Here is a 22,886-nt window from a genome sequence, read left to right on the forward strand (position 1 = left end):
TCATTTCTGCCAGAATAAATATTTATAGTTCTTCAACACGTATTAAATTTTTTATTGATATTACATCATCTAACCCCTTGATAGCTGTCAGTGATTTGTTAATATTCTCTTCTTTTACCTGATGGGTAACCAATACAATTGGCACAATCTCTGACAAACGGTGTTTCTGGATTACTGAGGCAAGACTGACCTGGTTTTCCCCAAATATCTTTGTTATCTGGGCAAGTACACCGGGTTTATCTTTGACCTGTAAGCGTAGATAAAATGAGTTTTCAACCTGACTAATATTAACTAAATCATGATTATAAATTGAATCCAGATTATCTACTTCAGGCCTCTGGTAGTATATATCTCTAGCAGCCTGCATAATATCTGCTACAACTGCACTGGCAGTAGGCATCCTACCGGCACCCTGACCATATGACATTACATCTCCAACTGCATCACCGTGTAAATATATGGCATTATAGACGCCATTGACCAGTGCCAGGGGGTGTTCTTTTGATATAAAGGCTGGATGTACCCTGACATCAAGACCATCTTGATGATATTTAGCAATAGCCAGTAATTTTATAACATACCCTAATTCTTCTGCTAATTTTATATCCTCTAGTTCTATGCCTTCAATACCCTCTACATAAACCCCATTTATATCTATTGATGTCTCAAAGGCTATCGATGATAATATTGAAATCTTATAGGCAGCATCTGCCCCACTTATATCCGAATGAGGATCCCTTTCAGCATAACCTAAGCTCTGCGCTTCAGCCAATACTTCATCAAATTCACGTTCCTCATTAGTCATTTTAGTTAAGATATAATTTGTTGTACCATTTAAAATACCATAGAGTCTCTCAATTTTATTGGCTGCAAATGATTCCTTAAGTGGCCTTATAACTGGTATTCCACCTGCAACACTACCTTCATAATTTATCTGGACACCCTTTTCCCTGGCCAGTCCCATTATTTCCTGTTCATATTTAGCGATCACCAATTTATTGGCAGTTACAACACTCTTTCCACTATTAAGTGCTGCAATAATATAATCATAGGCTGGGTTTTCACCACCAATTAATTCAACAAGCAAGTCAATATCCTCATTATTTATTATTTCATCAATATCATCAGTTAATATCTGATCATCAAAATCAAGATCACGCTGTTTATCCTTATCCTTGACCAGCACCTTCTCTATTTTTAAATCAGTGCCGACCTTTCTTTTAATTGTTTCAGCATGTTTTTCTAAAATAGAAAAAACACCACTACCTACAGTCCCTAATCCCAGAAGACCTATCTTGATCATCATCTCACCCCAGTTTTTTCTACTTGAATTCCTTTATTGTCTACTTCTGTAATAATATAAGTACTATTAATTTTAAACTCAGCAAATTTAGCTGCCATGTTTTGACCAATTAACTCTTCGTTCTGCTTACAAAAAGCAAGTAATGAAGGTCCAGCACCACTTAAGGCCACACCCAGAGCACCTGACTGATAAGCAATTTCTAATAATTTATGAAAACCAGGAATCAAATCTGCCCGATAGTCCTGATGGAGTCTATCTTCCATGGCTGACCTTAATTTAGACCAATCATTATCATAAAAACAGGCTGTTAATAGAGCTGTCCTACTCTGATTAAAAATGGCATCCCGATATTGAATCTTATCTGGTAGAACACTACGTAAAACCTCAGTCTTAAGCTGAAAATCCGGTATAATCATTACGATTTTCAAATTATTAGAGACAGTCATTTTTTTATATACAAGACCATTATCACACATAACATTAATAACAAATCCCCCTTTTAAAGCAGGGAGGACATTATCCGGGTGACCCTCTATTTCAACTGAAAAATCAATAATCTCCTGTTCTGTATAGGGCTTATCCATTAAGATATTAGCAGCCACCAATCCAGCAGTAACTGCTGTAGCACTACTACCCATACCCCTGGCAAAGGGTATATTTATTTCTTCAATAATTTTTAAGCCTGTAAACTCCTTACCCCTTTTATTAAAAAGGAATTTCATTGCTTGATATAATAGATTATCCTCCTGAGGGATTTCAAAAATTTTCCCAGTACTTTTATCCCTTATTATTAGATCAATACCCCTATCAATCTCAGAAAAGAAAAAGGTATTATAGACCTTCATAGCCAGTCCAAGTGTATCAAAGCCCGGCCCTAAATTAGCTGATGTAGCAGGAACCTTTAATTTTAACATAGGTTAAACCCCTCTAGAATTTATTAAGACAAGTTTTATTTTTGTATATTTTATCACTAACTTTAAAAAAAAACAAGGCCTTTTTAGATAATTGCCCTGTTTAACCATATCTTTTCATTATTAATAATACTTAATGTCTCCTCAGGTGAGGTGCCACCAGTCGAACGGCGGTTAGCTAGCATCTTTTTAATTAATAAATTATGATACATATCCTTATTAAAAATATTATTTTTTTCAGGAAACAACTCTCTCCATTTTTCTAAAGGTATCTCTTCCAATTCAATCCCCTGCTTAAGACCATAAAGAACTGCTTTACCAACTATCTCATGTGCTTCCCGGAAAGGGAGTCCCTTTTTCGCCAGATAATCAGCTAAATCAGTGGCATTTAAAAAACCTGAACTGGCTGCTTGCTTCATTTTTTCTTTATTAACCTTCATTGTTTTTAACATATCAGGGTATATTTTAAGAATAATCTCCAGATTATCTATGGTATCAAACAGGCCCTCTTTATCCTCCTGCATATCTTTATTATAAGCTAGTGGTAACCCTTTTAAGGTAGTAAGTAATTGCATTAAATGACCATATATACGCCCGGTCTTACCCCTTACTAATTCTGCAATATCAGGATTTTTTTTCTGGGGCATAATACTACTACCAGTGGCATAAGCATCATCAAGTTCAATAAAATTAAATTCACCACTTGACCAGAGAATAATCTCCTCACTTAAACGACTTAGATGCATGATCATAGTTGCAGCAATACTTAAAAATTCTATAATAAAATCCCTGTCACTTACACCATCAAGTGAGTTTAAACAAACAGAATCAAAATCCAGTTTATCAGCAACCCATTCCCTATCTATGGGAAAGGTTGTCCCGGCAAGTGCACCAGAACCCAATGGTAGCACATTTACCCTTTTTAGATTATCACTTAAGCGACTAAAGTCCCGTTTTAACATAAAGTAATAAGCCATCAAATGATGTGATAGGGTAATAACCTGAGCACGCTGTAAATGGGTATATCCTGGTAAAAAAACATCAATATATTCTTCTGACAGTTCAGTAATAGTTTTCATGAAAAGCAACAGCAATTTTTTTATTTCTTTAATTTTATCACGTAAATAAAGGCGAATATCAAGAGCTACCTGATCATTTCTGCTTCTAGCAGTATGGAGTTTCCCTCCTGTAGGACCAATTAAATCAGTTAAGTGTTTCTCTATAAAAGAATGAATATCTTCAAAAGAGTTATTAAACTGGAGTTTCCCTTCTTTAATAGCCTTTTCAATCTTCTCTAAACCATCAGTAATTTCCTGGGCTTCTTTTTCACTAATTATTCCCTGTCTGGCCAACATCTCTGCATGGACCTTACTTCCCATGATATCATAGGAATACAACCTTTTATCAAAAGCAAGTGAGGCATTAAAATCATGAACAAGTTGGTCAGTTCCTTTATTAAATCTACCACCCCATAATTTCACATCAATCAACTCCATCAATTTTTTTTACCCACAGACCTCTTTGATAACCATTTACTTTATCCAGTTTTAGACAGCTAAAACCAAGTTTCCTATAAAAATTAATAAGCCTTTCATCTTCCACTGATGAATATAAATAAATAAATTTACCACCATTATCCCGGGCAGCCTTTTCTGATTCACTATATAAGATCGTTCCTAAACCCTGGTCCTGATAGGACGGATCAATAGAAAACCTCTTAAGATAAAAGCTTCCCTCAACCTCAGAAACGAGGCGAAGGGAACCAATTATTCTACCGTTTTTTTCTAAAATTAAGACAATATTATCTTTGATATCATTATAAATTTCTTCCAGGGATTCTTCCATTGCAGGATTCATCCCTTCTTTACTATAGTGGACAAAGGCCTTTCGTACAAGGTCATGTATTGCTACTGCATCATCCAAACAGGCTTTTCTAAATTTATATTTTGAACCCTCCATAGTAACCGCCATTACTTATTAGGCCCCTTTACACTACCATAAACCTGTGTCGGCAGTCCCCATAATTTGATAAATCCTTCAGCTGAACTATGGTCAAAACTGTCCTCTGTATCATATGTTGCCAGGTCATATTGATAGAGAGAATAAGGAGATTTACGGCCAACAACTGTACATTGCCCCTTAAATAACTTTACTCTTACTTCTCCATTTACCTGCTGCTGTGTCTCCTCTACAAAGGCATCAATGGCAGACCTTAAAGGAGAAAACCATAGACCATAATATAATAACTCACTAAACTTCTCACTTATAATTCTTTTGTAGTGAGATGTTTCCCTGTCAAGTGTCATATCTTCCAGGTGTTGATGGGCTTCAGTTAGAATAACGGCTGCAGGTGCCTCATAAATCTCACGAGATTTAATACCAACAAGTCTGTTTTCAACCATATCAATTCTACCAACACCATATTCTGATCCTATTTTATTTAATTCTTTAACCAGGTTTACTGGTTCCATATCTTTACCATCTATTTGGACCGGTTCACCCTTTTCAAAACCGATAGTTAAATACAGTGGTTTGTCTGGTGTATCAGCCGGGTCTTTAGTCCAGTAATAGGCATCTGCCGGCGGCTCATTCCAGGGGTCTTCCAGAACACCACATTCAATAGCAATCCCCCATAAATTACTATCTAAACTGTATGGACTGTCTTTAGTAGCTTTAATTGGAATGTCATTCGCTTTAGCATAATCAATCTCTTCATTCCTGGTTTTAAACTCCCAGGTCCTTAATGGGGCAATAATGTCAATCTCTGGGTTAAGTGCCCGGAAAGAAACATCAAACCTTACCTGGTCATTTCCCTTACCAGTACACCCATGAGCAACAGCATCAGCCCCATTCTCTTTGGCTATGTCAATCATCTTTTTGGAAATGAGTGGTCTGGATAAGGCAGTAGCCAGGGGGTACTTGCCCTCATATAAGGCATTTGTTTTTAGTGCTTTAAAAACATAATCCTTAACAAATTCCTCCTGAACATCATCAATATAAACCTTGGCAGCACCAGTTTGATAACCCTTTTCCTCAATTAAATCCCAGCTTTCTACCCCTATCTGACCAACATTAGCAGAATAAGCAATTATTTCAGCATTATATTTCTCTTTAAGCCATTTTATAGCCACAGAGGTATCCAGTCCACCAGAATACGCCAAAACGATCTTATTAATATCTTTCATAATTAATTTACCTCCCTATTTTTAGAAAATCCTACAGTATTCCTTCATTATAAGGACTACTGTGTAATTTATACTTTACTATCCCTAATAGTATAATAAATATTATCACTGTCAAAGCATAAATTCAATCCTTTTTAACTATTATTTAATAAATCTGCTAACTCCCCTACTAATAAGTCAATATCAGCTTTTTCTACAATAAGAGGGGGGAGAAATCTCAAGGTATGTTCCTGAACTGCATTCACCAGAAACCCCCTACTAAATAATTCCATAGTTAGGTCTTTAGCAGAAATACTGCTTGATAATTCCAAGGCGAGCATTAAGCCAAGACCCCTTATCCCCTTAGCATTACGAGTTTTTGCAATTAACCCTTCTAACTGTTTAACGAAATAGCTGCTTTTCTCCTTAACACCTTCTAAAAAACCATCTTCCAGAATTACTTCCAGTGTTGTAACAGCAGCCCTGCTTGCTAAGGGATTACCACCAAAGGTTGTACCGTGGTCACCGGGTTCAAAAGCTGAGGCTACTTTTTCTTTAGCCAGTAATGCCCCGATAGGAACACCACCACCAAGTGCTTTAGCAAGTGTCATAATATCAGGTTCCACACCATATTCTTCATAGGCAAATAAACTACCTGTTCTACCCACACCACACTGCACCTCATCAAAGATTAGTAAGATATCCTTTTGATTACATAATTCTCTTAAGCCCTGTAGATATTCTTGCTCAGCAGGGTAAACACCACCTTCACCCTGAACAGGCTCAATCATCACAGCTGCAGTTTCAGGACCTATTGCCTTTTCCATTGCTGTCAGGTCATTAAAGGGAACTACCGTAAAACCCTCAGGTAGTGGCTGATAAGGCTTATGATATTTTTCCTGTCCTGTAGCCGCCGTAGTAACCAAGGTCCTGCCGTGGAATGAGCGCTCTGCTGTAATAACTTCGAACTTCTTTTCCCCCCTGGTCTTAAAATACTTACGGGCTAATTTTAGTGCTCCTTCATTAGCCTCAGAACCACTATTAGCAAAAAAGACCCTATCACAGCAGGAATTTTTTATCAATAATTTCTCAAGGTAGGCCTGGGGTTCGATATAATATAAATTTGAACAATGTATTAGCTTGGCCACCTGTTCCTGGAGTGCCTTTACAAGCACCGGGTGTCCATACCCAAGGGCATTAACACCAATACCAGCCAAAAAATCTAAATATTCCTGACCATCTTGACCGTAAACCCTTATCCCTGAACCATGGTCAATAACAAGCGGGTACCTACCGCTATAGACTGTCATAAAATAATTTTCATCACACTTAATTATCTCTTCCTTTAACATTTTTTCACTCTCCAATTAAATTAATCTTCTAGTATCATCGTGCCAATGCCTTGATCAGTAAATATTTCAAGGAGTATTGTATGAGAAATCAAACCGTTTAACATATGTGTTCTCTGTACACCATTTAACACTGCTTCCATGCAGGCCTTTACTTTAGGAAGCATACCACCTTTAATCTTTTTACTGGCAATCCATTCTTTAACTTCACTTATTCTTAAGGCAGAAACCCTACTATCTTCATCTTCCGGGTCATGCCTGAGACCATTAACATCTGTCAGGAAGATTAATTTCTCTGCCCCCAGGGCCACTGCTAATTTACCAGCTACTGTATCAGCATTAATATTATAACTATTACCTTTACCATCAGTACCAATAGGAGCAATGACAGGTATGTACCCATCAGCAATCAAACGGTTAACAATCTCTGGATTTATCTTTTCAACTAAACCAACATAACCCAGGTCGGTCTCCTGTACAGCATCTAATTTACGGGCTTTAATCAAATCACCGTCTTTCCCACAGATCCCAACCGCTTCACCTCGCATCTCATTTATTAAAGCAACTATCTCTTTATTTATTTTAGCAGCCAGTACCATCTCAACTATCTCCATAGTCTCCTTATCAGTAACCCGTAAACCATTAATAAACTTACTCTCTATATTTAATCGACTCAGTGTTTCATTGATTGCTGGTCCACCTCCATGCACAATAACTGGATTAACACCAACATATTTTAATAATGTAATATCCTCAATAACATGCTTCTTCAGCCGATCATTAGTCATTATACTACCACCATATTTAATAACAAAGGTTTTACCATAAAATTGTCTTATATATGGAAGTGCCTCAATTAAAACACATGCTTTTTTAATATACTTTTCCATTTCAGCTACACTCCTATTCTTATATAAAATATTAAGGAAAGATTGCTGTATCTTCCAGGCCTCTCTCCTCTGGTAACCCAAACATAAGATTCATATTCTGTACAGCCTGACCAGATGCCCCTTTAAGAAGATTATCTATTACCGAAACGATTATTAATCTATTAGTTCTTCTATCTATATTCAAGCCTATGTGGCAATAATTTGAACCAAGGACATGTTTAGTCTGTGGGTTTCCAGATTTATATATCTGCAGAAAACTATCCCGGGCATAAAACTCTTTATACAATTGAATTAACCCCTCTTCCTTTATTTCATTACTTAATCTGATGTATATTGTAATTAACATACCCCTTTTCATGGGTATTAAATGTGGAGTAAAGGATAGTTTAATCCCTTCTTTTGTATTTATTACACCTGCCAGTATGTTTTCTATTTCAGAAGTATGACGGTGTTTGTTAACACTATAAGCCTTTATACTCTCATCAACTTCATTAAATATTGTATCAATTTTAACTGATTTACCAGCACCACTCACCCCAGATTTAGCATCAATGATAATCTCATTGTTAGCAATAAGACCAGCCTTTACCACAGGTAAAAGACCTAATAATGTTGCAGTGGGATAACAACCAGGATTAGCTATTAAAGAGGCATCCTTTATTAATTCCCTATTTAATTCTACCAGACCGTAAACAGCCTCCCTAGCAATTTCTGCATACTCATGTTTAACCCCATACCAGTCCTCATATATTTTTGTATCATGATATCTATAATCACCACTTAGATCTATTACCTTAATACCATGCTGATATAATTTGGCCACAATCCCTTGAGAAACCCCATGAGGCAGAGCTGTAAAAACAATATCCGAGTTTTTAACCTCATCTATTGTAAACTCCTTAAAAATATAATCCTTCTTGCCATAGAACTGTGGGTATAGGTCCACTAGATTTTTCCCAACATGACTATTAGAAAAAAGACTGTCTATTTCCACATCTTTATGTCTATTTAATAACCTTATTAGTTCAATACCTGTATACCCTGTTGCACCAATAATACTTACCTTAATCATCATATTCAACCCCTTTTGAATTATTATACATTATCATGTATATATATTCAAGTGTTTTATCTTATTATTTTAAAAAAAAATTAGCAGAAATAAAATCTGCTAATAAAAAAAACATTTAGTTAAGACTCTTTCATAATAGACCTTTTGCATAATTGAATTGTTATCCAGACGATTAAAACGGAGCAGAATTTAGTAAAGATAATTATGGAAAAAGCTGTTTTGCTGTTTGACCGTAGGGAGTTTAAAACAGCTCATAATTAGCCGAAACTAAATTCGTTGCGGAGTTTTTGTCTGATAACAATCAATTATGCAAGACGCTTAATTATAAAAACTACATACTAATTAATCCTTAACTTTGAATCCACCACTACCACACTACTTCCAACCTCTTTGATACCACCAAAAGGTATAATAACAGCCTCTGAAGAAGTTATGTGATGCAAGATTAGCGATTCAATCTCCCCATGATGGTTTTCTATAATAATATCCGTATTATCAATCTTTCCCAGTTTATTACCATGAATATCTATTACAAGTTTACCCAGTAAGTCATTTAAACACAAAACAATCACTCCATTTTATAATCCAGTATGACCAAACCCCCCTGTTCCCCTATTACTACCAGTTAATTCATCTACTTCCTCCCATTTTATCGGAAAAGTCTTATGTATAATTAACTGGGCAATCCGGTCACCCTTCTTTATTTTAAAATCATTCCTACCATGATTAATTAATATTACCCCTAATTCGCCTCTATAGCCTGGGTCAATTACACCATCTGCATTTAATACAGTAATACCATGTTTTAACGCTAAACCACTCCTGGGATAGACAAATCCACCATATCCCATTGGAATAGCAATTTTAATTCCTGTTTTTATTAAACTGTATTCTCCAGAACCTAAGTTAAGATTCTCAGCTGACCTTAAATCAAGTCCTGCATCTTCACCATAATGCTGATACTCTGGTAAAGGAATATCTTTATTAAGTCTTTTAACTTGTATTTTCATTATCTTCACCCCTGGTATATTTTATACTGTTATAGAGTTTGTTCGAAAAGTATCAGTATATACCGCCGGGGATTATACATCCCTTCACTCACTGCTCTCTTCTATTATAAACGCATTGTTGAGGCCAGTACTAACGAGTCGACTTGCACCGCAGGCACTCCGCATCTAAGCAGAGTGTACAAGAACAGTTTAAGGTTGTGTCGCAACGGTAACACCTTAACTTCGTTCAGGGATATATAATCCCCTATTTATATCTTTTCGAACATACACTTATATTTTATCAGATTATACGTATATATTAAACTTTTTTATTATTTCACTAATTCTGATACTGTCACAAATTTATAGCCACGTCCTCTAAGGGTTTTTATGATATCACCTAAGGCATATAGACTTGGTTCAGTAGGATGCATTAATATTATCCCTCCATCATCAATCTTGTTTACTGCCCTCTGGTAAACAATCTCAGCAGAAGGTCTCTGCCAGTCAACGGTATCAGCAGACCACATAATCGTCTTATACCCTATAGAACTTGCAACTTCTGAAATTCTCTGATCAACTTCACCATATGGTGGAGCAAATAAAGTGGTTTTTTCTCCGGTAATACGAAAAATCAAATCCTCATTTTTTTTAATCAGTTCTATTAACTGACTGTCAGAAAGGTTTTTAGGATGAAGATGGCTAAAACCATGATTCCCTATTTCATGTCCCAGTCTAGACATCTCAGCCAGTAGATCAGCGTTTTTTTCAGCCCAGGTTCCTGTTACAAAAAAGGTTGCTTTAACATTTTCATCATGTAAGATGCGGATCATTCCAGGCAGGTATTCCTTCCCCCAATCCACATTAATAGTAAGTGATATCTGGTCTTTACCTCTCCTTCCGTGATAATACGGTGTTTCCTGATTACTTAATACCGGCATACTTAAGTCATTACTTGCCATCCCACTTATAATGCCAAGAAACAAACAGATTACAATGATATATTTTTTAAACATAATTACTAATCACCCCTACCTGTTTGCTTACATTGTAAACCTGAATGAGATTCAATATAATAACCATTTTTATAGACCATAGCAGATAATGGAACAACACTATAACCCATTTCCTTTAATTTTGGTAATAAAATTTTTAAGGCAGCAGGTGTATCTGGGGCATTATTATGCATTAAAATGATATCTCCTGATTCCACATTATTTATAACCCTATCAACAATATAATCAACCCCTGGTTCTTTCCAGTCAAGGGAATCAATACTCCACTGTATTACTTGATACCCTAGTTCATTAGCCGTCCTAATTACCTGATTATTATATTCACCATATGGTGGACGGAAATAAGGAGAACTACTCCCTATTAGACTCTTAATTAAGTTACTAGTATCTTCTAACTCCTTGCTTAATTTTTCACGTGAAAGGGAATTACAATGGGGATGTGTAAAGGTATGGTTACCTATTTCATGACCATCAGCAGCAATTTTTTTTACCAGATCAGGGTATTTTTTCAACCAGTAACCAGCAAAAAAGAAAGTGATTTTAACATCATTTTCCTTAAAAATTTTTAATATTTCTTCTGTATGTTCTGCCCCCCAGGTACCATCAAGGGTTATTGAAATTTTTTGGTCATGACGGTCTACTTTATAAATTGGGACTGATTTCTGATTTATCACTGGTATTACTTCACCATACTTATTACCCAATAAAAAACCCCCGGCAAAGAAAAGAATAAAGATTACTGTCGAAATTATTATGATATTCTTTTTGCTGGGAATAAATATCCTGCTCATACAGCTGTCACCCCTTTTCTTTTTCTCTTGCTAAAATTTATGCGTTACAGCTAAACTTTATTCAATTTAAAACATACTTACCTGAATTAATCAATATAAATATATAAGAGTTTATAAGAAAATGGGGGCTTTAGACCATGTATCTATCAATTAAACTTAGAAGAGGGGTTATCCCTTTAATTATAATTATTTCAATTATAATTACAGTTGTTATTATATATAATAGTCAGTGTATCAATAATCCCGTGCTTTCTAAACAGAGTGAGATGATATTTAAAGTGGTTGTCGATCCCGGCCATGGTAGTATTGATACCGGCACAAGTTATGGGGAAATTTATGAAAAGGATATAAATCTAAGAGTTGCCCTCCTGGTAGCAGAGGAATTAGAAAAGGTAAATATTATTCCGATTTTGACCAGAAAAAAAGATAAACTATATATGAATAGTAGGCAGAAAGATATAAGACACAGACCAGAAATTGCTAATAAAAATAAAGCAGATTTATTTATTAGTATTCACGCCAACAATTTCCCCTCCAGCCAACCATCAGGGAGCCAGGTTTTTTATAAACCAGGGTCAGGAGAAAGTAGGAAACTGGCCGAAGAAATACAGCAGGAATTAATTAAGTTACGCCAAGCAAACCAACGCTCTATTAAAAACGGTGATTTTTATGTCTTAAAAAAAGCCCAATGTCCTGCCGTTTTAATCGAAACTGGGTTTTTGTCTAATCCCACAGATAGGGAAAGATTAACAGATCCAGTCTATCAAAAACAGCTAGCTATTGCCCTTAAAAATGGTATTATAAACTTCTTTCAGTCCAAATTATCAGGTAAAAGACAGGAGAAAACATTAAGAACTAATGTTTCTCTAGAAAGTAATGATGAGCACCCTAGCTATCAATTATATTACCTTACCGATAGCCCAACTGGTATTTTACTGGTCAAAAGAAAACTATCCTTTCCAACAAACAATTTTTTCAAACAGGAATATAGTAATTTATCCTTTAAAGAAATAATGATTATTTCTGCTATTAATCAACTTTTAGACCCACCAGATAATTTAATATCTCCTTTACCAGCTAAAACAAAAATAGATGACGTTAAAATAAACGATGGTATTGCTACTATTGATTTTTCCAAAGAAACAAAAACCAGCTTTTCAGGTGGTGCAACAGTAGAATTATATTCACTAAAAGCAGTAAAAAAAACCCTGTTCTCCATTCCAGGTATTAAGGGCTTAAATATCCTGATCAATGGAAAAAAGGGTGATAGTATCGGTGGTCATATTTTTTTAAAGGACACAGTTATGAAATAATCCTATTTTGTAAACACATGATCTCCTATGGTAACCATCATGCGTCTTCTTTCAAACCACCACTGGTGTTTAGCAGTTTTGGGATTATAGTAATACATCGCCCCCATAGTTGGGTCTGTTCCCCTAAGAGCCTCCCGAGCGGCTCGATAAGCAGTACTATTTGGCCTTAAAGTGATCTGACCATCAGCAACTGCTGAAAACTGGTTTTTTTGATAAATAACCTGTTTAAAGGTATTGGGAAAATATGAACTGATGACCCTATTTATAATCACAGCACCAACAGCTACCTGACCAATAAATGGTTCGCCCCTTGCCTCACCGTGAATAGCCCGGGCCAACAATTCAATATCACTATCTTTTACTATCTTTTGAAGAACCTGTCGGGGGGTAAGATTATTAATAGGTAATTTAATAGTAGACCCTACCCGAATAACACTGGTTTCCAGTTTGTTTAAGGCCATTATAATATTGATAGATGTATTAAAATCCCTGGCCAGATCGTAGAGGGTATCACCCACTCCAATATGATACTGAATTAATTTGCTGGCAGGAATGTTAACTTCCGGTAGACTTTGACCAGGGTTTACCCTTATGGAATAGACTTGTCCAAGCTCAAAGCTGACAGAATCAAGTGTACTTTTTTTTCTATCACTAAATAAAGTCATTTCCCATTCACGGGAATCCTTTTCTTCTGTTTTAAAGGGAATAATTAGTTCCTGGCCAAGTCTTATCATATCAGTACCTTTTATATCATTATATTCCCTTAAATCATTCTGAGAAATACCGTAATTATCTGCAATCTCACTTAGGGTATCACCTTCTTGTACAACGTAAATTAATTTAAATTCTGGACTTGCCTGAACAGGTATACTTATATAAGTTGCTATTAGTAATAAAGTAAATATTAATAAAACTAGCTTCACTCCGGTATCCCCCTTTGAGCTATTGATTTTAATTTAACCCTGTTAACTTGACAACCTTCAGGTAAAGAATTTTGAAATACTTTTCCATATGATTTAGTTAGTATGCGATTGTCCATTGAGATTACTAATCCTTTATCCTTTTTCGATCTGATAAGTCTTCCAAAGCCCTGTTTAAAACGGATCACTGCCCGGGGAAGACTATAATGAAAAAAGGGATTTTTCCCTTCATTTCGTAAACATTCCATTCTAGCTGAAGCTATCGGTTCATCAGGAACAGGGAAAGGTAATTTCATAATGATTAAATACTGCAAATTATCACCCTTTATATCAACACCCTCCCAGAAACTTACAGTACCAAAAATAATCTGTCTATCCAGATTTTTAAATCTATTGATAATGTAATTTCTGGCATATTTACCCTGGGCTAAAATACTAATATTATTGGCATTCAGAGATTTCTCCAGTTTATGCAAACAATAATTAAGCATTTTATATGAAGTAAACAGAACCAGTGTTCTGCCGGCAAAAGAAAGTAATATATTGCCCAGTTCATTTACTATATTACTTAGAAAATTTTCTGAATTAGCTGCTGGAATATCTTCAGGTATGATTAATTCTGCCTGTTCTTCATAATTAAATGGTGAACTAACTATTAAATTCCTTGTTTTTTTTAGGCCCAGAGTTTCCTGACAAAAGGCAAAGGAATTACCAACACTTAGTGTTGCTGAAGTTAATACTGCATTATCAAGAGAATTCCAGAGCATTTCATTTAATTGTTCAGTAATGTTAAGAGGGGCATTTTCCTGATTAATAAAATCCTTGTTTCTTCTCTCTAACCAGAAAACAAATTCATCATCCTCGGCCTTTATATTAAAAGCCAGATTATCAGCATAATGCTGACACCTCAATAGATAAGATTCCAGTTCAATAAGCAAGTCTTCAAAATCATCCTGTAATCCCTGTAAACTCAGTATTTCTTCATACAAATCCCTCGTATGGAAAATAAGTTTATTTATATTTCCCAGTAATTTTTCTGCAGAAGACACAAATTCCTGCCATAATTCTTCATTTTTAATTTTAACACTTATTTTAATACTACCCATTGAGTCTTCAGTAAAGATATTATTTAAATCCCTTTCATAAGTAGCAGACATATCCTTTAAATCCTGAATATTTGTTATCAACTTATAGTCAATTAACTCTAATATTTCTTTTTTCTTATCTACCTTTAGGGCTGCAATCTTACTCCTTAAGCGTGGTAAAAGTGAATGCTTATTATTAAAAAACCTGTCCAATAATTTCTTAAAAACCTTATTATAAAATGGACGTCCTAAATGTAATGTAGCTACATCGGCAAAATTATGAGCCTCATCAATAATTAAATTTCTATACTTGGGAAGGATTCCATGACTATCTTCCCCTATTTCATTTTTAAGTAAGATGTCTGATAATAAAAGGTGGTGATTTGCTACCAATAAATCGGCACTAAACACCTCTTTCCTTGCTTTCATAAAAAAACAATTATCAAAAAAGGGGCAGTTTGTCCTGAGGCAAAGGTCACTTTCAGAGGCTATTTCATCCCAAATATCAGTCCTGGTTACAAAATTAAGCTCTGATCTGGAACCTGTCACGGTTTGATCTATCCAGTTCAGGATTTTAATAAACTCTATTTCTTTTTCTGGTAAATCAGCTAAATAATCTTTAGCATTTTTCTCTATACGGTGCAGTTTTCTCTTACAAACATAATTACTACGTCCTTTTACCAAAACAGCTTTAAAGGAAAACGGGAGCACCTTTTGTAATAATACCAGGTCTTTATCTATCAATTGTTCCTGTAGATTAATTGTATTTGTAGATACAACTACGGTAATTTTATTTTGATATGACCAGTACAGGGCAGGAATTAGATAGGCAAAAGATTTACCGGTTCCAGTACCAGCTTCTATCAAAATATTATGGTGCTTATTAAAGGAATCAACTACCTCTCGTACTACATCAATCTGTTGTTGACGATACTCATAGCCATGTAAATGTTCAGCCAGTTTATTATCATCTTCAAACAGGGAAATAATCTCGTTTCCATCTAAAGACTCCTCAACATGGGGCTGTTTGGGTTCAACAACAACATAAATTTCCGATAAATTATTATTTATAATAGCAAAACCTATACCCTTATTACCCATTACTGAGGCAAGTCTGATATCTGCAGCAGAAGGCCGGAGATCACCTGAGGGGTGGTTATGAATTATAATATTACCAGGCTTTAAATCATTGACAATGGCCGGTACCATACCCTCATTTCCTCTGGCTAAAAGATGATAATCAATGATTCTATTTTCTTCATTGATAAAACCTACCAGAAAAATCTCCTGCTGGGAAGCAAGGTTAATATCCCTTCTAATAGCATCAATTATACTAGATTCAAAATATTTTTCTATCTCCACAATTTCCTCCCAATTAATTTCTTAAAGATAGTAAGGTCTTAACATCTAAATCTTCACCTTTGAATGAAGGTGTCTCCAGGATAAAAACCCTATCCCTCAATAGCTTATGATTAATAATATTACTAAATCCTTTTAGACCAATATATCCTTCCCCAATATGGGCATGTTCATCCCTATTTGTACCCAAAGGATGCCTGGAATCATTAATATGTAGTACAGTAAGTAAATCTAATCCCAGGTGTTCCTCAATATCATTAAGAAGCCTGTTTAAACCATTCATCTCGCTGATATCATAACCAGCAGCAAAAGCATGACAAGTATCGAGACAGAGGCCGAGTCTATCTTTTTGATCTACTAATCTTATTATATCATGTAATTCTCTAAAATTCGACCCAATAGCAGTACCTGCCCCAGCAACATTTTCCAGTAATAAGATAGTATCATTACTTACTTTATTTAAAACCCGGTTAAGGGCAGCAGCAATTCTTTCAATACCCCATTTAAGACCTTTACCAGTATGACTACCAGGGTGAAACACCAGATAATCTGCCTCAATCATTCCTGCCCTCTGATAGTCTTTTATTAATCCATTTACTGATTTTTCCCATAATTCTGCTTTAGGGGAAGCAAGATTAACCAGATAAGTTGCGTGTACTACCATTGATTCTATCTGAAGATCCCTGATTTTACTCCTTAAGGAAGTTAATTCTACATCCCCTATCTTCCTTGCCCTCCATCCCCTAGGATTTTTAACAAATATCTGTAAACAGTTACACCCTATTTTTACAGCCCGTTCAGGGGCTTGATCAAGACCACCTGCAATTGATACATGTTTACCTAATTTCATTAACACCAATCCTTTAATAGACAGGAAAAAACATAAACTAGCAAGCTAGTTTATGTTAAAGTCTAGTCTAGTTCTTTTAAGGCATCCTTACGGGATAAATTAATCCGACCCTGATTATCTATCTTAGTAACCTTAACAGGTATCTTATCCCCAACTTCAAGCTCATCTTCGACCTTATTTACATGATAATCAGCTATCTGAGAAATATGGACCAGCCCTTCCTGACCAGGTAAAAACTCAACAAAAGCACCAAAATTCATAATCTTTTTAACTGTACCCTCATAGAGTTCCCCAACAGCAACATCCTTTGTCAGGTCATCAATCATTTTTTCTGCCCTGGCACCACTCTCCTGATCATCAGACATAATAAAGACTGTACCATCATCATCGATATCAATCTTCACACCTGTCTCTTCAATTATTTTATTAATCATCTTACCACCAGGACCAATAACAAAACGAATCTTTTCTGGATCAATTTTTAAGGTACTCATCAAGGGAGCATATGGTGAAAGCTCTTCTCTCGGTTTATCAATAACTTTTAACATCTCACCTAGAATATGCAGTCTACCTTTTCTTGCCTGCTCCAAAGCTGTTTCCAGTATTTTTTTTGAAATACCATGTATTTTTATATCCATCTGCAGTGCTGTAATACCATCTTCAGTACCAGCAACTTTAAAATCCATATCTCCATTAAAATCTTCCAGTCCCTGAATATCAGATAAGATAGTAACATTATCCTCTTCCTTCATTAACCCCATGGCAATACCGGCTACTGGTTTTCTAATGGGAACACCAGCATCCATTAAGGCCAGTGTACTACCACAGATACTCGCCTGTGAAGTTGAACCATTTGATTCAAGGACCTCTGATACAACCCTAATGGTGTAAGGAAATTTAGACTGTTCTGGCAGAACGTAAGATAATGCTCTTTCACCTAAGGCACCATGGCCAATCTCACGCCTGCCTGGTGAACGTAAAGGACTTGTTTCACCAACACTAAAAGGAGGGAAATTATAATGATGCATATACCTCTTTGTCTCTTCCTCTCCAAGCCCAAAAAGAATTTGCTCATCAGACGCTGCCCCAAGGGTAACAACACTCATGGCCTGAGTCTGACCCCTAGTGAAAACACCTGTACCATGTGCCCGGGGTAATACACCTACCTCACACCAGATAGGTCTTATTTCCTCAGGATTTCTTCCATCAGGTCGCAATTTTTCTTCGGTTATCATCTTTCTTATTATTTCTTTGGTCAACTTGTCCAGTATCTGCTGAACCTGTTTTATCTTATCAGTCTCATCTTCTTCACCACTAAATTTGTCTTTAAAATATTCTACAGCCTTATCTTTTATCTCATCAACCTTTTCATTCCTACTCAATTTTTCAAAAGTCCGCATAGCCTCATTCAAATCATCTGCTACAAAATCCCTTACCTCTTTATCCAGCTCAGTATCAAGTTCAGGAACTTCAACTTCCATTTTAGTCTTACCAGCTTCAGCAGCCATTTTATTTTGTAAAGCAACCAGACGTTTTATTTCCTCATGTGCAAGTTCAATCGCTTCTAACATAGTACCTTCAGATACTTCATTTGCACCAGCCTCTACCATCATTACTGCTTCTTCTGTACCAGCAACAGTTAAATCAAGGTCACTATTAGCCCTTTCTTCTTCATCAGGGTTAATAATTAATTCACCATCAACCAAGCCTACCTTAACACCTGCCAGTGGTTCAGAAAATGGTATATCTGAAAGCATTAAAGCAGCAGAAGCACCATTCATAGCAGTAATATCTGGTTCACAATCATTATCTACTGATAAAACAGTTGCTACAACCTGTACATCATGTCTAAATCCTTTAGGAAACAAAGGCCTTAAAGGACGATCTATCAATCTAGCTGCCAGGGTAGCTACATCCCTGGGCCTACCCTCTCTCCTGGTAATACTACCAGGTATCTTACCAATAGCATAAACCCTTTCTTCATAATTTATCATCAAAGGAAAAAAATTAATCCCTTCTCTTGGTTCAGACATAGTTGCTGTAACCAGTACAACAGTATCACCATACCTGACTACTACAGAACCATTAGCCTGTTTAGCTAATTTACCAGTCTCAAAGCTGAGTGTTTTACCATGCAATTCTGTTTTCCACTCCTGAAACATATACAAACCTCCTTTTATTTTATTATATCCTAATTTCTAAAAAATCATCAACTATGTAATTTGAACAAATTTTATATCCAATGAATTAAAGAGCGGCCTGGACCGCTCTTGGATTCAATAGGACTATCCCCTGATACCTAAACTGCTGATAAGATTACGGTATCGTTCAATATCCTTTTTCTTTAAATAGCCAAGCAACCTTTTCCTTTTACCAACCATCTTTAAGAGCCCTCTCCTGGAATGAAAATCACTCTTGTGTTCTTTTAAATGTTCTGTCAGCTGCTTAATACGTACAGTCAACAGAGCTATTTGAACCTCAGGTGAACCAGTATCCTCACTATCTAATTGGTATTTTTTAATAATGTCCTGTTTTTCTTCTTTACTTAGCATTACCTGTCACCTCCTTAAAAATTTCCTGCACTATCAGCCAAGAATGACGCTGGAGGAACGTAAAACCTAGCCCATAGTAATTATAAAATATTAATAACCAATATTTATTTTAACATAAAAGCCTAGCAGTGTAAAGAATATCTTCTTTAATCTGTGCACTCAGTTCCTTAATACTCGCAAAAGTCATTTCTCCTCTGATAAAATCAACAAGCTCAATACAGAGGTCTTCCCCATATATATTTTTATTAAAATTATAAATATGAACCTCAATAGAATATCTGTCATTAGAAAAGGTCGGGTTTACACCGAAGTTAACTATCCCCTTATATTTCTCAGCCCGATAATAAACATAACAGGCATAGACCCCTCTAGGTGGAAGGACATAATTAACAGCCGTCTTTAAATTAGCAGTTGGATAACCGACAATTTTCTTCCCGCGACTAAAACCATGAATCACCTGACCTTTAAGTCTATAATACCTCCCCAGATATTCTGGGACTTTTTTAACCTTCCCCAATGAAATGAGTTTTCTAATCAGGGTGCTTGAAACCCTATTACCATGTTCTTCAACATTTTTTATCCCAGTTATAGAAAATTTGAATTCCCTGGCAAGTTCCCTTAATTTTTCTATCGAGCCCATACCCCTGGAACCCAATTTAAAATCTTCACCAACAACTATATGTTTAACCTGTAAGCCTTTTATTAGATACTCTTCAACAAATCTCCTGTAATCCAATTGTGAAAAAGCCGAAGTGAATTCCTGCTGAAGATAATAATCAATACCCAACTTACTTATTAATTCGATTTTTTGCGATTCAGAAAGAAGATAGTCTGGTGCTATAGCTGGTTTGATTACCTTTAATGGGTGGGGAAAAAAGGTATAGACCGCACTAGGGATATTTTCTTCTTTTGAAATCTTTTCAGCCAGTTTTATTACTTTTTGATGCCCCAGGTGAATTCCATCAAAGGTACCTAAAGCAATAATTAAAGGCCCTATCTTCATATCCTTAAAGCTCTGGCTTTTTATCACTTCCATATTAAATCACCCATATTTTATAGTCTCTTATTATTTTCACACAAAAACCCGGAGTGGTTTACAGTTAAATACCTTATCCCCTATACTGATAACCTTATTAACAGAAATAAAATTACCCTCTTGATCATAGATAAGCACCCTCTGATCTGCAGAAATATCTTCATCAAATCCAGAAAAATCCTTTTCTGATAACCAGGCTCCATTACAGGCCTTTTTTACAGAACTATCACATAAAATCAGAGCAGGGTAATGCAGCGGATAATCAAGGGGTAATATTAAGGAAGTCGCCTTATTTTTAATATCCTGGAGAGTGTTAGCTTCTTTGATGACAAATGGTCCTGAGCTCTCCCTGATTAAAAATGATAAATGTGCACCTGTATTTAATGATTCTCCAATATCACGGGCCAGTGAACGAATATATGTTCCCCGCGAACATCTAACCCTCATTCTTATGACTGGCAGTCTGACCTCAATTAAATTAATATCTTTAATTACTACATCCCTTGCTTCCCTGTCAACCTTTTTTCCCTGGCGGGCCAGTTCATAGAGCCTTTTTCCCTGATGATGTACAGCAGAATACATTGGGGGTACCTGTTTTATTTTTCCTAAAAAACAGCCCAGGACTTCACTTAACTGTGTTTCATCAAGTAACTTCCACCGATCATTAATGTCAATTATCTTTCCCTCAGCATCAAGGGTATCAGTACTAGTCCCCAGGGTAATTTCTGCAGTATAAACCTTTTCATCTTCAGGGATAAAAGGAATAATTTTGGTAGCCTTCCCCAGGCAGACTGGCAGCACACCAGCTGCTGCCGGGTCAAGAGTACCTGTATGACCAGCCTTTTTAACATTCAAAAATTTTTTAACCCGGGAGACTACTTGAAATGAGGTTATTCCCGGGGGTTTCAGCACATTAATAATTCCATTAAGCTTAGACATATTCAGTCACCTTATCAAGAACCATAGTAATCGTCTGCTCAATATCCTTTTCTATTAAACACCCTGCTGCCCTGGGATGGCCGCCACCACCAAATAAAGCAGCCACCTCATTGACAGGACAGTAGTTATTAGATCTAAATCCTACCTTGGTTTTATCGCTGGCTATCTCAACAAAGGATATTCCAACCTCAACACCTTTAACATCACGAGCATAATTAACCAGACCGGAGCTATCACTTATTTCCGCACCCAAATCTTCAATGGAAGCTAAATCAAGTTTTAGCCAGGCTACCTTTTTATCTTTGGATAGGTTTAGACTGGCTAGAGCCTTACCCCGTAATTTTAATGATTGATAGGAATAACTGGCAAAAATAGCACGGTTAATCTCATATATATCAACACCATAGTCCATTAAAGAAGACATTATCTCAAACACCTCTGCCCTGGTATTTTGATATTTAAAGGAACCGGTATCAGCAATTATTGCAGTTGACAGTGCCCTGGCAATTTTCAAATCTAAAGGGGATTTTAATTGTCTACTCAATTGATATATTATTTCACCAGTTGCAGCCAGATCAGGATTAACATAATTTAAGTCACCATATTCAGGATTATCTTCATGATGGTCAATATTTACTATAAACCTTTCCCTGGCAATTCTCTGCCTATCTCCCAACCTGTCTAGATCACCAGCATCAAGAGCAATAACTATGACTTTGTTTTCATTAAAATTAGGTGAAAATCCTGATAATAGCTCATAATCATCTTCACTTATCTGCAGAAAATCATAGCGCTTATCCAATTCTTCTTCCAACAGTACAAGGGCATTTTTATTTAATTTATCCAGCAGCCACTTCAAGGCAAAACTTGAGCCCAGACAATCACCATCAGGGTCAATATGTCCCATGATAATGAAATTATTATTTTCTCCTATCAGGGCTGCAATCTCATTGAGTTTACTTTTTTTTTCATCCTTAATCATTATTACTTTCTTCCCTACCCTCTTTATTTACTTGATCAATTAACTGAGAAATATAGGCACCATGTTCAATAGAGTTATCATATTTAAACAAAAGTTCAGGTGTATGATAGATTTTAATCCTTTCCCCTAAAAGTTTTCGAATATAACTGTTTGCTTTTTTAAGTCCCTGCATTGTTTCCTTTCTCTCTTTTTCTTCACCATAAACACTTACATAAACATTAGCGTGCCGCAAATCGCCTGAAACTTCTACATCTGTAAGTGATACAAACCCAATTCGTGGGTCTTTAACCTCTTTTAAAATTATATCACTAATCTCTTTTTTCAAAAGTTCAGCTAAGCGTTGGGCCCTCTGCTTACCCATTATT

The 22,886-nt window shown here is 35.9% G+C and carries 22 protein-coding genes; 1 reads left to right on the forward strand and 21 read right to left on the reverse strand.

What is annotated here, in order from left to right:
- Positions 1 to 22: 22 nt before the first annotated feature.
- The 12 genes from D7D81_RS13450 to D7D81_RS13505 form a co-directional block, all read right to left on the reverse strand.
- Complete coding sequence (locus D7D81_RS13450; protein ID WP_353622079.1) at positions 23 to 1,306, reverse strand: homoserine dehydrogenase; 1,284 nt, start codon at positions 1,304 to 1,306, stop codon at positions 23 to 25.
- Positions 1,303 to 2,217: a homoserine kinase gene (thrB, locus tag D7D81_RS13455; protein WP_125990597.1), complete on the reverse strand. Its 915-nt coding sequence runs from the start codon at positions 2,215 to 2,217 to the stop codon at positions 1,303 to 1,305. Before thrB ends, D7D81_RS13450 begins: the two co-directional genes overlap by 4 nt.
- 83 nt (positions 2,218 to 2,300) lie before the next feature.
- Entirely contained in the window at positions 2,301 to 3,710 is a 1,410-nt protein-coding gene (gene argH, locus D7D81_RS13460; RefSeq protein ID WP_286169717.1) for an argininosuccinate lyase, read from the reverse strand.
- Positions 3,697 to 4,185, reverse strand: coding sequence for a GNAT family N-acetyltransferase (locus D7D81_RS13465; protein ID WP_125990599.1), 489 nt, complete (start codon positions 4,183 to 4,185; stop codon positions 3,697 to 3,699). The genes argH and D7D81_RS13465 overlap by 14 nt, the downstream gene beginning before the upstream one ends.
- A complete protein-coding gene (locus tag D7D81_RS13470) occupies positions 4,185 to 5,399 on the reverse strand; it encodes an argininosuccinate synthase (RefSeq protein WP_125990600.1) in 1,215 nt (404 codons plus the stop codon). Before D7D81_RS13470 ends, D7D81_RS13465 begins: the two co-directional genes overlap by 1 nt.
- Before the next feature lie 134 nt (positions 5,400 to 5,533).
- On the reverse strand, positions 5,534 to 6,730 hold the full coding sequence (locus tag D7D81_RS13475; protein ID WP_125992175.1) for an aspartate aminotransferase family protein: 1,197 nt from the start codon (positions 6,728 to 6,730) through the stop codon (positions 5,534 to 5,536).
- Between the two features lie 20 nt (positions 6,731 to 6,750).
- Positions 6,751 to 7,617: an acetylglutamate kinase gene (argB, locus tag D7D81_RS13480; protein ID WP_125990601.1), complete on the reverse strand. Its 867-nt coding sequence runs from the start codon at positions 7,615 to 7,617 to the stop codon at positions 6,751 to 6,753.
- Between the two features lie 31 nt (positions 7,618 to 7,648).
- Positions 7,649 to 8,689: an N-acetyl-gamma-glutamyl-phosphate reductase gene (gene argC, locus D7D81_RS13485; protein ID WP_125992177.1), complete on the reverse strand. Its 1,041-nt coding sequence runs from the start codon at positions 8,687 to 8,689 to the stop codon at positions 7,649 to 7,651.
- A 338-nt stretch (positions 8,690 to 9,027) separates the two neighbouring features.
- Positions 9,028 to 9,261 (reverse strand): PRC-barrel domain-containing protein, encoded by a 234-nt coding sequence (locus D7D81_RS13490; RefSeq protein ID WP_125990602.1) that lies wholly within the window; start codon positions 9,259 to 9,261, stop codon positions 9,028 to 9,030.
- A gap of 6 nt (positions 9,262 to 9,267) precedes the next feature.
- Positions 9,268 to 9,699 (reverse strand): dUTP diphosphatase, encoded by a 432-nt coding sequence (gene dut / locus D7D81_RS13495; protein WP_125990603.1) that lies wholly within the window; start codon positions 9,697 to 9,699, stop codon positions 9,268 to 9,270.
- 311 nt (positions 9,700 to 10,010) lie between these two features.
- Positions 10,011 to 10,694: a polysaccharide deacetylase family protein gene (locus D7D81_RS13500; RefSeq protein WP_125990604.1), complete on the reverse strand. Its 684-nt coding sequence runs from the start codon at positions 10,692 to 10,694 to the stop codon at positions 10,011 to 10,013.
- Between the two features lie 5 nt (positions 10,695 to 10,699).
- Positions 10,700 to 11,485: a polysaccharide deacetylase family protein gene (locus tag D7D81_RS13505; protein ID WP_125990605.1), complete on the reverse strand. Its 786-nt coding sequence runs from the start codon at positions 11,483 to 11,485 to the stop codon at positions 10,700 to 10,702.
- A 137-nt stretch (positions 11,486 to 11,622) separates the two neighbouring features.
- On the opposite strand from D7D81_RS13505, the gene D7D81_RS13510 reads away from it, so the two are divergent.
- On the forward strand, positions 11,623 to 12,798 hold the full coding sequence (locus D7D81_RS13510; protein ID WP_125990606.1) for an N-acetylmuramoyl-L-alanine amidase: 1,176 nt from the start codon (positions 11,623 to 11,625) through the stop codon (positions 12,796 to 12,798).
- Between the two features lie 2 nt (positions 12,799 to 12,800).
- On the opposite strand, the gene D7D81_RS13515 is transcribed toward D7D81_RS13510, so the two are convergent.
- The 9 genes from D7D81_RS13515 to rbfA all read right to left on the reverse strand — a co-directional run bounded on the left by D7D81_RS13515 (position 12,801) and on the right by rbfA (position 22,882).
- On the reverse strand, positions 12,801 to 13,721 hold the full coding sequence (locus tag D7D81_RS13515; protein ID WP_125990607.1) for a cell wall hydrolase: 921 nt from the start codon (positions 13,719 to 13,721) through the stop codon (positions 12,801 to 12,803).
- Positions 13,718 to 16,165, reverse strand: a complete 2,448-nt coding sequence (locus D7D81_RS13520; RefSeq protein WP_125990608.1) for a helicase C-terminal domain-containing protein — start codon at positions 16,163 to 16,165, stop codon at positions 13,718 to 13,720. Before D7D81_RS13520 ends, D7D81_RS13515 begins: the two co-directional genes overlap by 4 nt.
- A 13-nt stretch (positions 16,166 to 16,178) precedes the next feature.
- On the reverse strand, positions 16,179 to 17,012 hold the full coding sequence (locus D7D81_RS13525) for a deoxyribonuclease IV (protein WP_125990609.1): 834 nt from the start codon (positions 17,010 to 17,012) through the stop codon (positions 16,179 to 16,181).
- Between the two features lie 62 nt (positions 17,013 to 17,074).
- Positions 17,075 to 19,174 (reverse strand): polyribonucleotide nucleotidyltransferase, encoded by a 2,100-nt coding sequence (pnp, locus tag D7D81_RS13530; protein WP_125990610.1) that lies wholly within the window; start codon positions 19,172 to 19,174, stop codon positions 17,075 to 17,077.
- Between the two features lie 123 nt (positions 19,175 to 19,297).
- Positions 19,298 to 19,564: a 30S ribosomal protein S15 gene (gene rpsO / locus D7D81_RS13535; RefSeq protein WP_125990611.1), complete on the reverse strand. Its 267-nt coding sequence runs from the start codon at positions 19,562 to 19,564 to the stop codon at positions 19,298 to 19,300.
- Positions 19,565 to 19,673: 109 nt separating this feature from the next.
- Positions 19,674 to 20,600, reverse strand: coding sequence for a bifunctional riboflavin kinase/FAD synthetase (locus tag D7D81_RS13540; protein ID WP_125990612.1), 927 nt, complete (start codon positions 20,598 to 20,600; stop codon positions 19,674 to 19,676).
- A 36-nt stretch (positions 20,601 to 20,636) separates the two neighbouring features.
- Positions 20,637 to 21,539, reverse strand: coding sequence for a tRNA pseudouridine(55) synthase TruB (gene truB, locus D7D81_RS13545; RefSeq protein WP_125990613.1), 903 nt, complete (start codon positions 21,537 to 21,539; stop codon positions 20,637 to 20,639).
- On the reverse strand, positions 21,532 to 22,521 hold the full coding sequence (locus tag D7D81_RS13550; RefSeq protein WP_125990614.1) for a DHH family phosphoesterase: 990 nt from the start codon (positions 22,519 to 22,521) through the stop codon (positions 21,532 to 21,534). Before D7D81_RS13550 ends, truB begins: the two co-directional genes overlap by 8 nt.
- Positions 22,514 to 22,882: a 30S ribosome-binding factor RbfA gene (gene rbfA, locus D7D81_RS13555; RefSeq protein WP_125990615.1), complete on the reverse strand. Its 369-nt coding sequence runs from the start codon at positions 22,880 to 22,882 to the stop codon at positions 22,514 to 22,516. Before rbfA ends, D7D81_RS13550 begins: the two co-directional genes overlap by 8 nt.
- Between the last annotated feature and the right edge of the window lie 4 nt (positions 22,883 to 22,886).

Origin of the sequence: Halocella sp. SP3-1 (assembly GCF_003953885.1) — a bacterium.
Classification (GTDB): domain Bacteria; phylum Bacillota; class Halanaerobiia; order Halanaerobiales; family DTU029; genus Iocasia; species Iocasia fonsfrigidae.

Bases quoted from the DNA above. Each gene is read 5' to 3' on its own strand.
- D7D81_RS13505 (WP_125990605.1), bottom strand. From the start codon at position 11,485: ATGAGCAGGATATTTATTCCCAGCAAAAAGAATATCATAATAATTTCG.
- truB (WP_125990613.1), bottom strand. From the start codon at position 21,539: ATGTCTAAGCTTAATGGAATTATTAATGTGCTGAAACCCCCGGGAATA.
- argC (WP_125992177.1), bottom strand. From the start codon at position 8,689: ATGATTAAGGTAAGTATTATTGGTGCAACAGGGTATACAGGTATTGAA.
- D7D81_RS13465 (WP_125990599.1), bottom strand. From the start codon at position 4,185: ATGGCGGTTACTATGGAGGGTTCAAAATATAAATTTAGAAAAGCCTGT.
- argB (WP_125990601.1), bottom strand. From the start codon at position 7,617: ATGGAAAAGTATATTAAAAAAGCATGTGTTTTAATTGAGGCACTTCCA.
- rbfA (WP_125990615.1), bottom strand. From the start codon at position 22,882: ATGGGTAAGCAGAGGGCCCAACGCTTAGCTGAACTTTTGAAAAAAGAG.
- D7D81_RS13470 (WP_125990600.1), bottom strand. From the start codon at position 5,399: ATGAAAGATATTAATAAGATCGTTTTGGCGTATTCTGGTGGACTGGAT.
- argH (WP_286169717.1), bottom strand. From the start codon at position 3,710: ATGGAGTTGATTGATGTGAAATTATGGGGTGGTAGATTTAATAAAGGA.
- dut (WP_125990603.1), bottom strand. From the start codon at position 9,699: ATGAAAATACAAGTTAAAAGACTTAATAAAGATATTCCTTTACCAGAG.
- D7D81_RS13540 (WP_125990612.1), bottom strand. From the start codon at position 20,600: ATGGAAGTGATAAAAAGCCAGAGCTTTAAGGATATGAAGATAGGGCCT.
- D7D81_RS13500 (WP_125990604.1), bottom strand. From the start codon at position 10,694: ATGTTTAAAAAATATATCATTGTAATCTGTTTGTTTCTTGGCATTATA.
- rpsO (WP_125990611.1), bottom strand. From the start codon at position 19,564: ATGCTAAGTAAAGAAGAAAAACAGGACATTATTAAAAAATACCAATTA.
- D7D81_RS13450 (WP_353622079.1), bottom strand. From the start codon at position 1,306: ATGATGATCAAGATAGGTCTTCTGGGATTAGGGACTGTAGGTAGTGGT.
- D7D81_RS13525 (WP_125990609.1), bottom strand. From the start codon at position 17,012: ATGAAATTAGGTAAACATGTATCAATTGCAGGTGGTCTTGATCAAGCC.
- thrB (WP_125990597.1), bottom strand. From the start codon at position 2,217: ATGTTAAAATTAAAGGTTCCTGCTACATCAGCTAATTTAGGGCCGGGC.
- D7D81_RS13475 (WP_125992175.1), bottom strand. From the start codon at position 6,730: ATGTTAAAGGAAGAGATAATTAAGTGTGATGAAAATTATTTTATGACA.
- D7D81_RS13510 (WP_125990606.1), top strand. From the start codon at position 11,623: ATGTATCTATCAATTAAACTTAGAAGAGGGGTTATCCCTTTAATTATA.
- D7D81_RS13550 (WP_125990614.1), bottom strand. From the start codon at position 22,521: ATGATTAAGGATGAAAAAAAAAGTAAACTCAATGAGATTGCAGCCCTG.
- pnp (WP_125990610.1), bottom strand. From the start codon at position 19,174: ATGTTTCAGGAGTGGAAAACAGAATTGCATGGTAAAACACTCAGCTTT.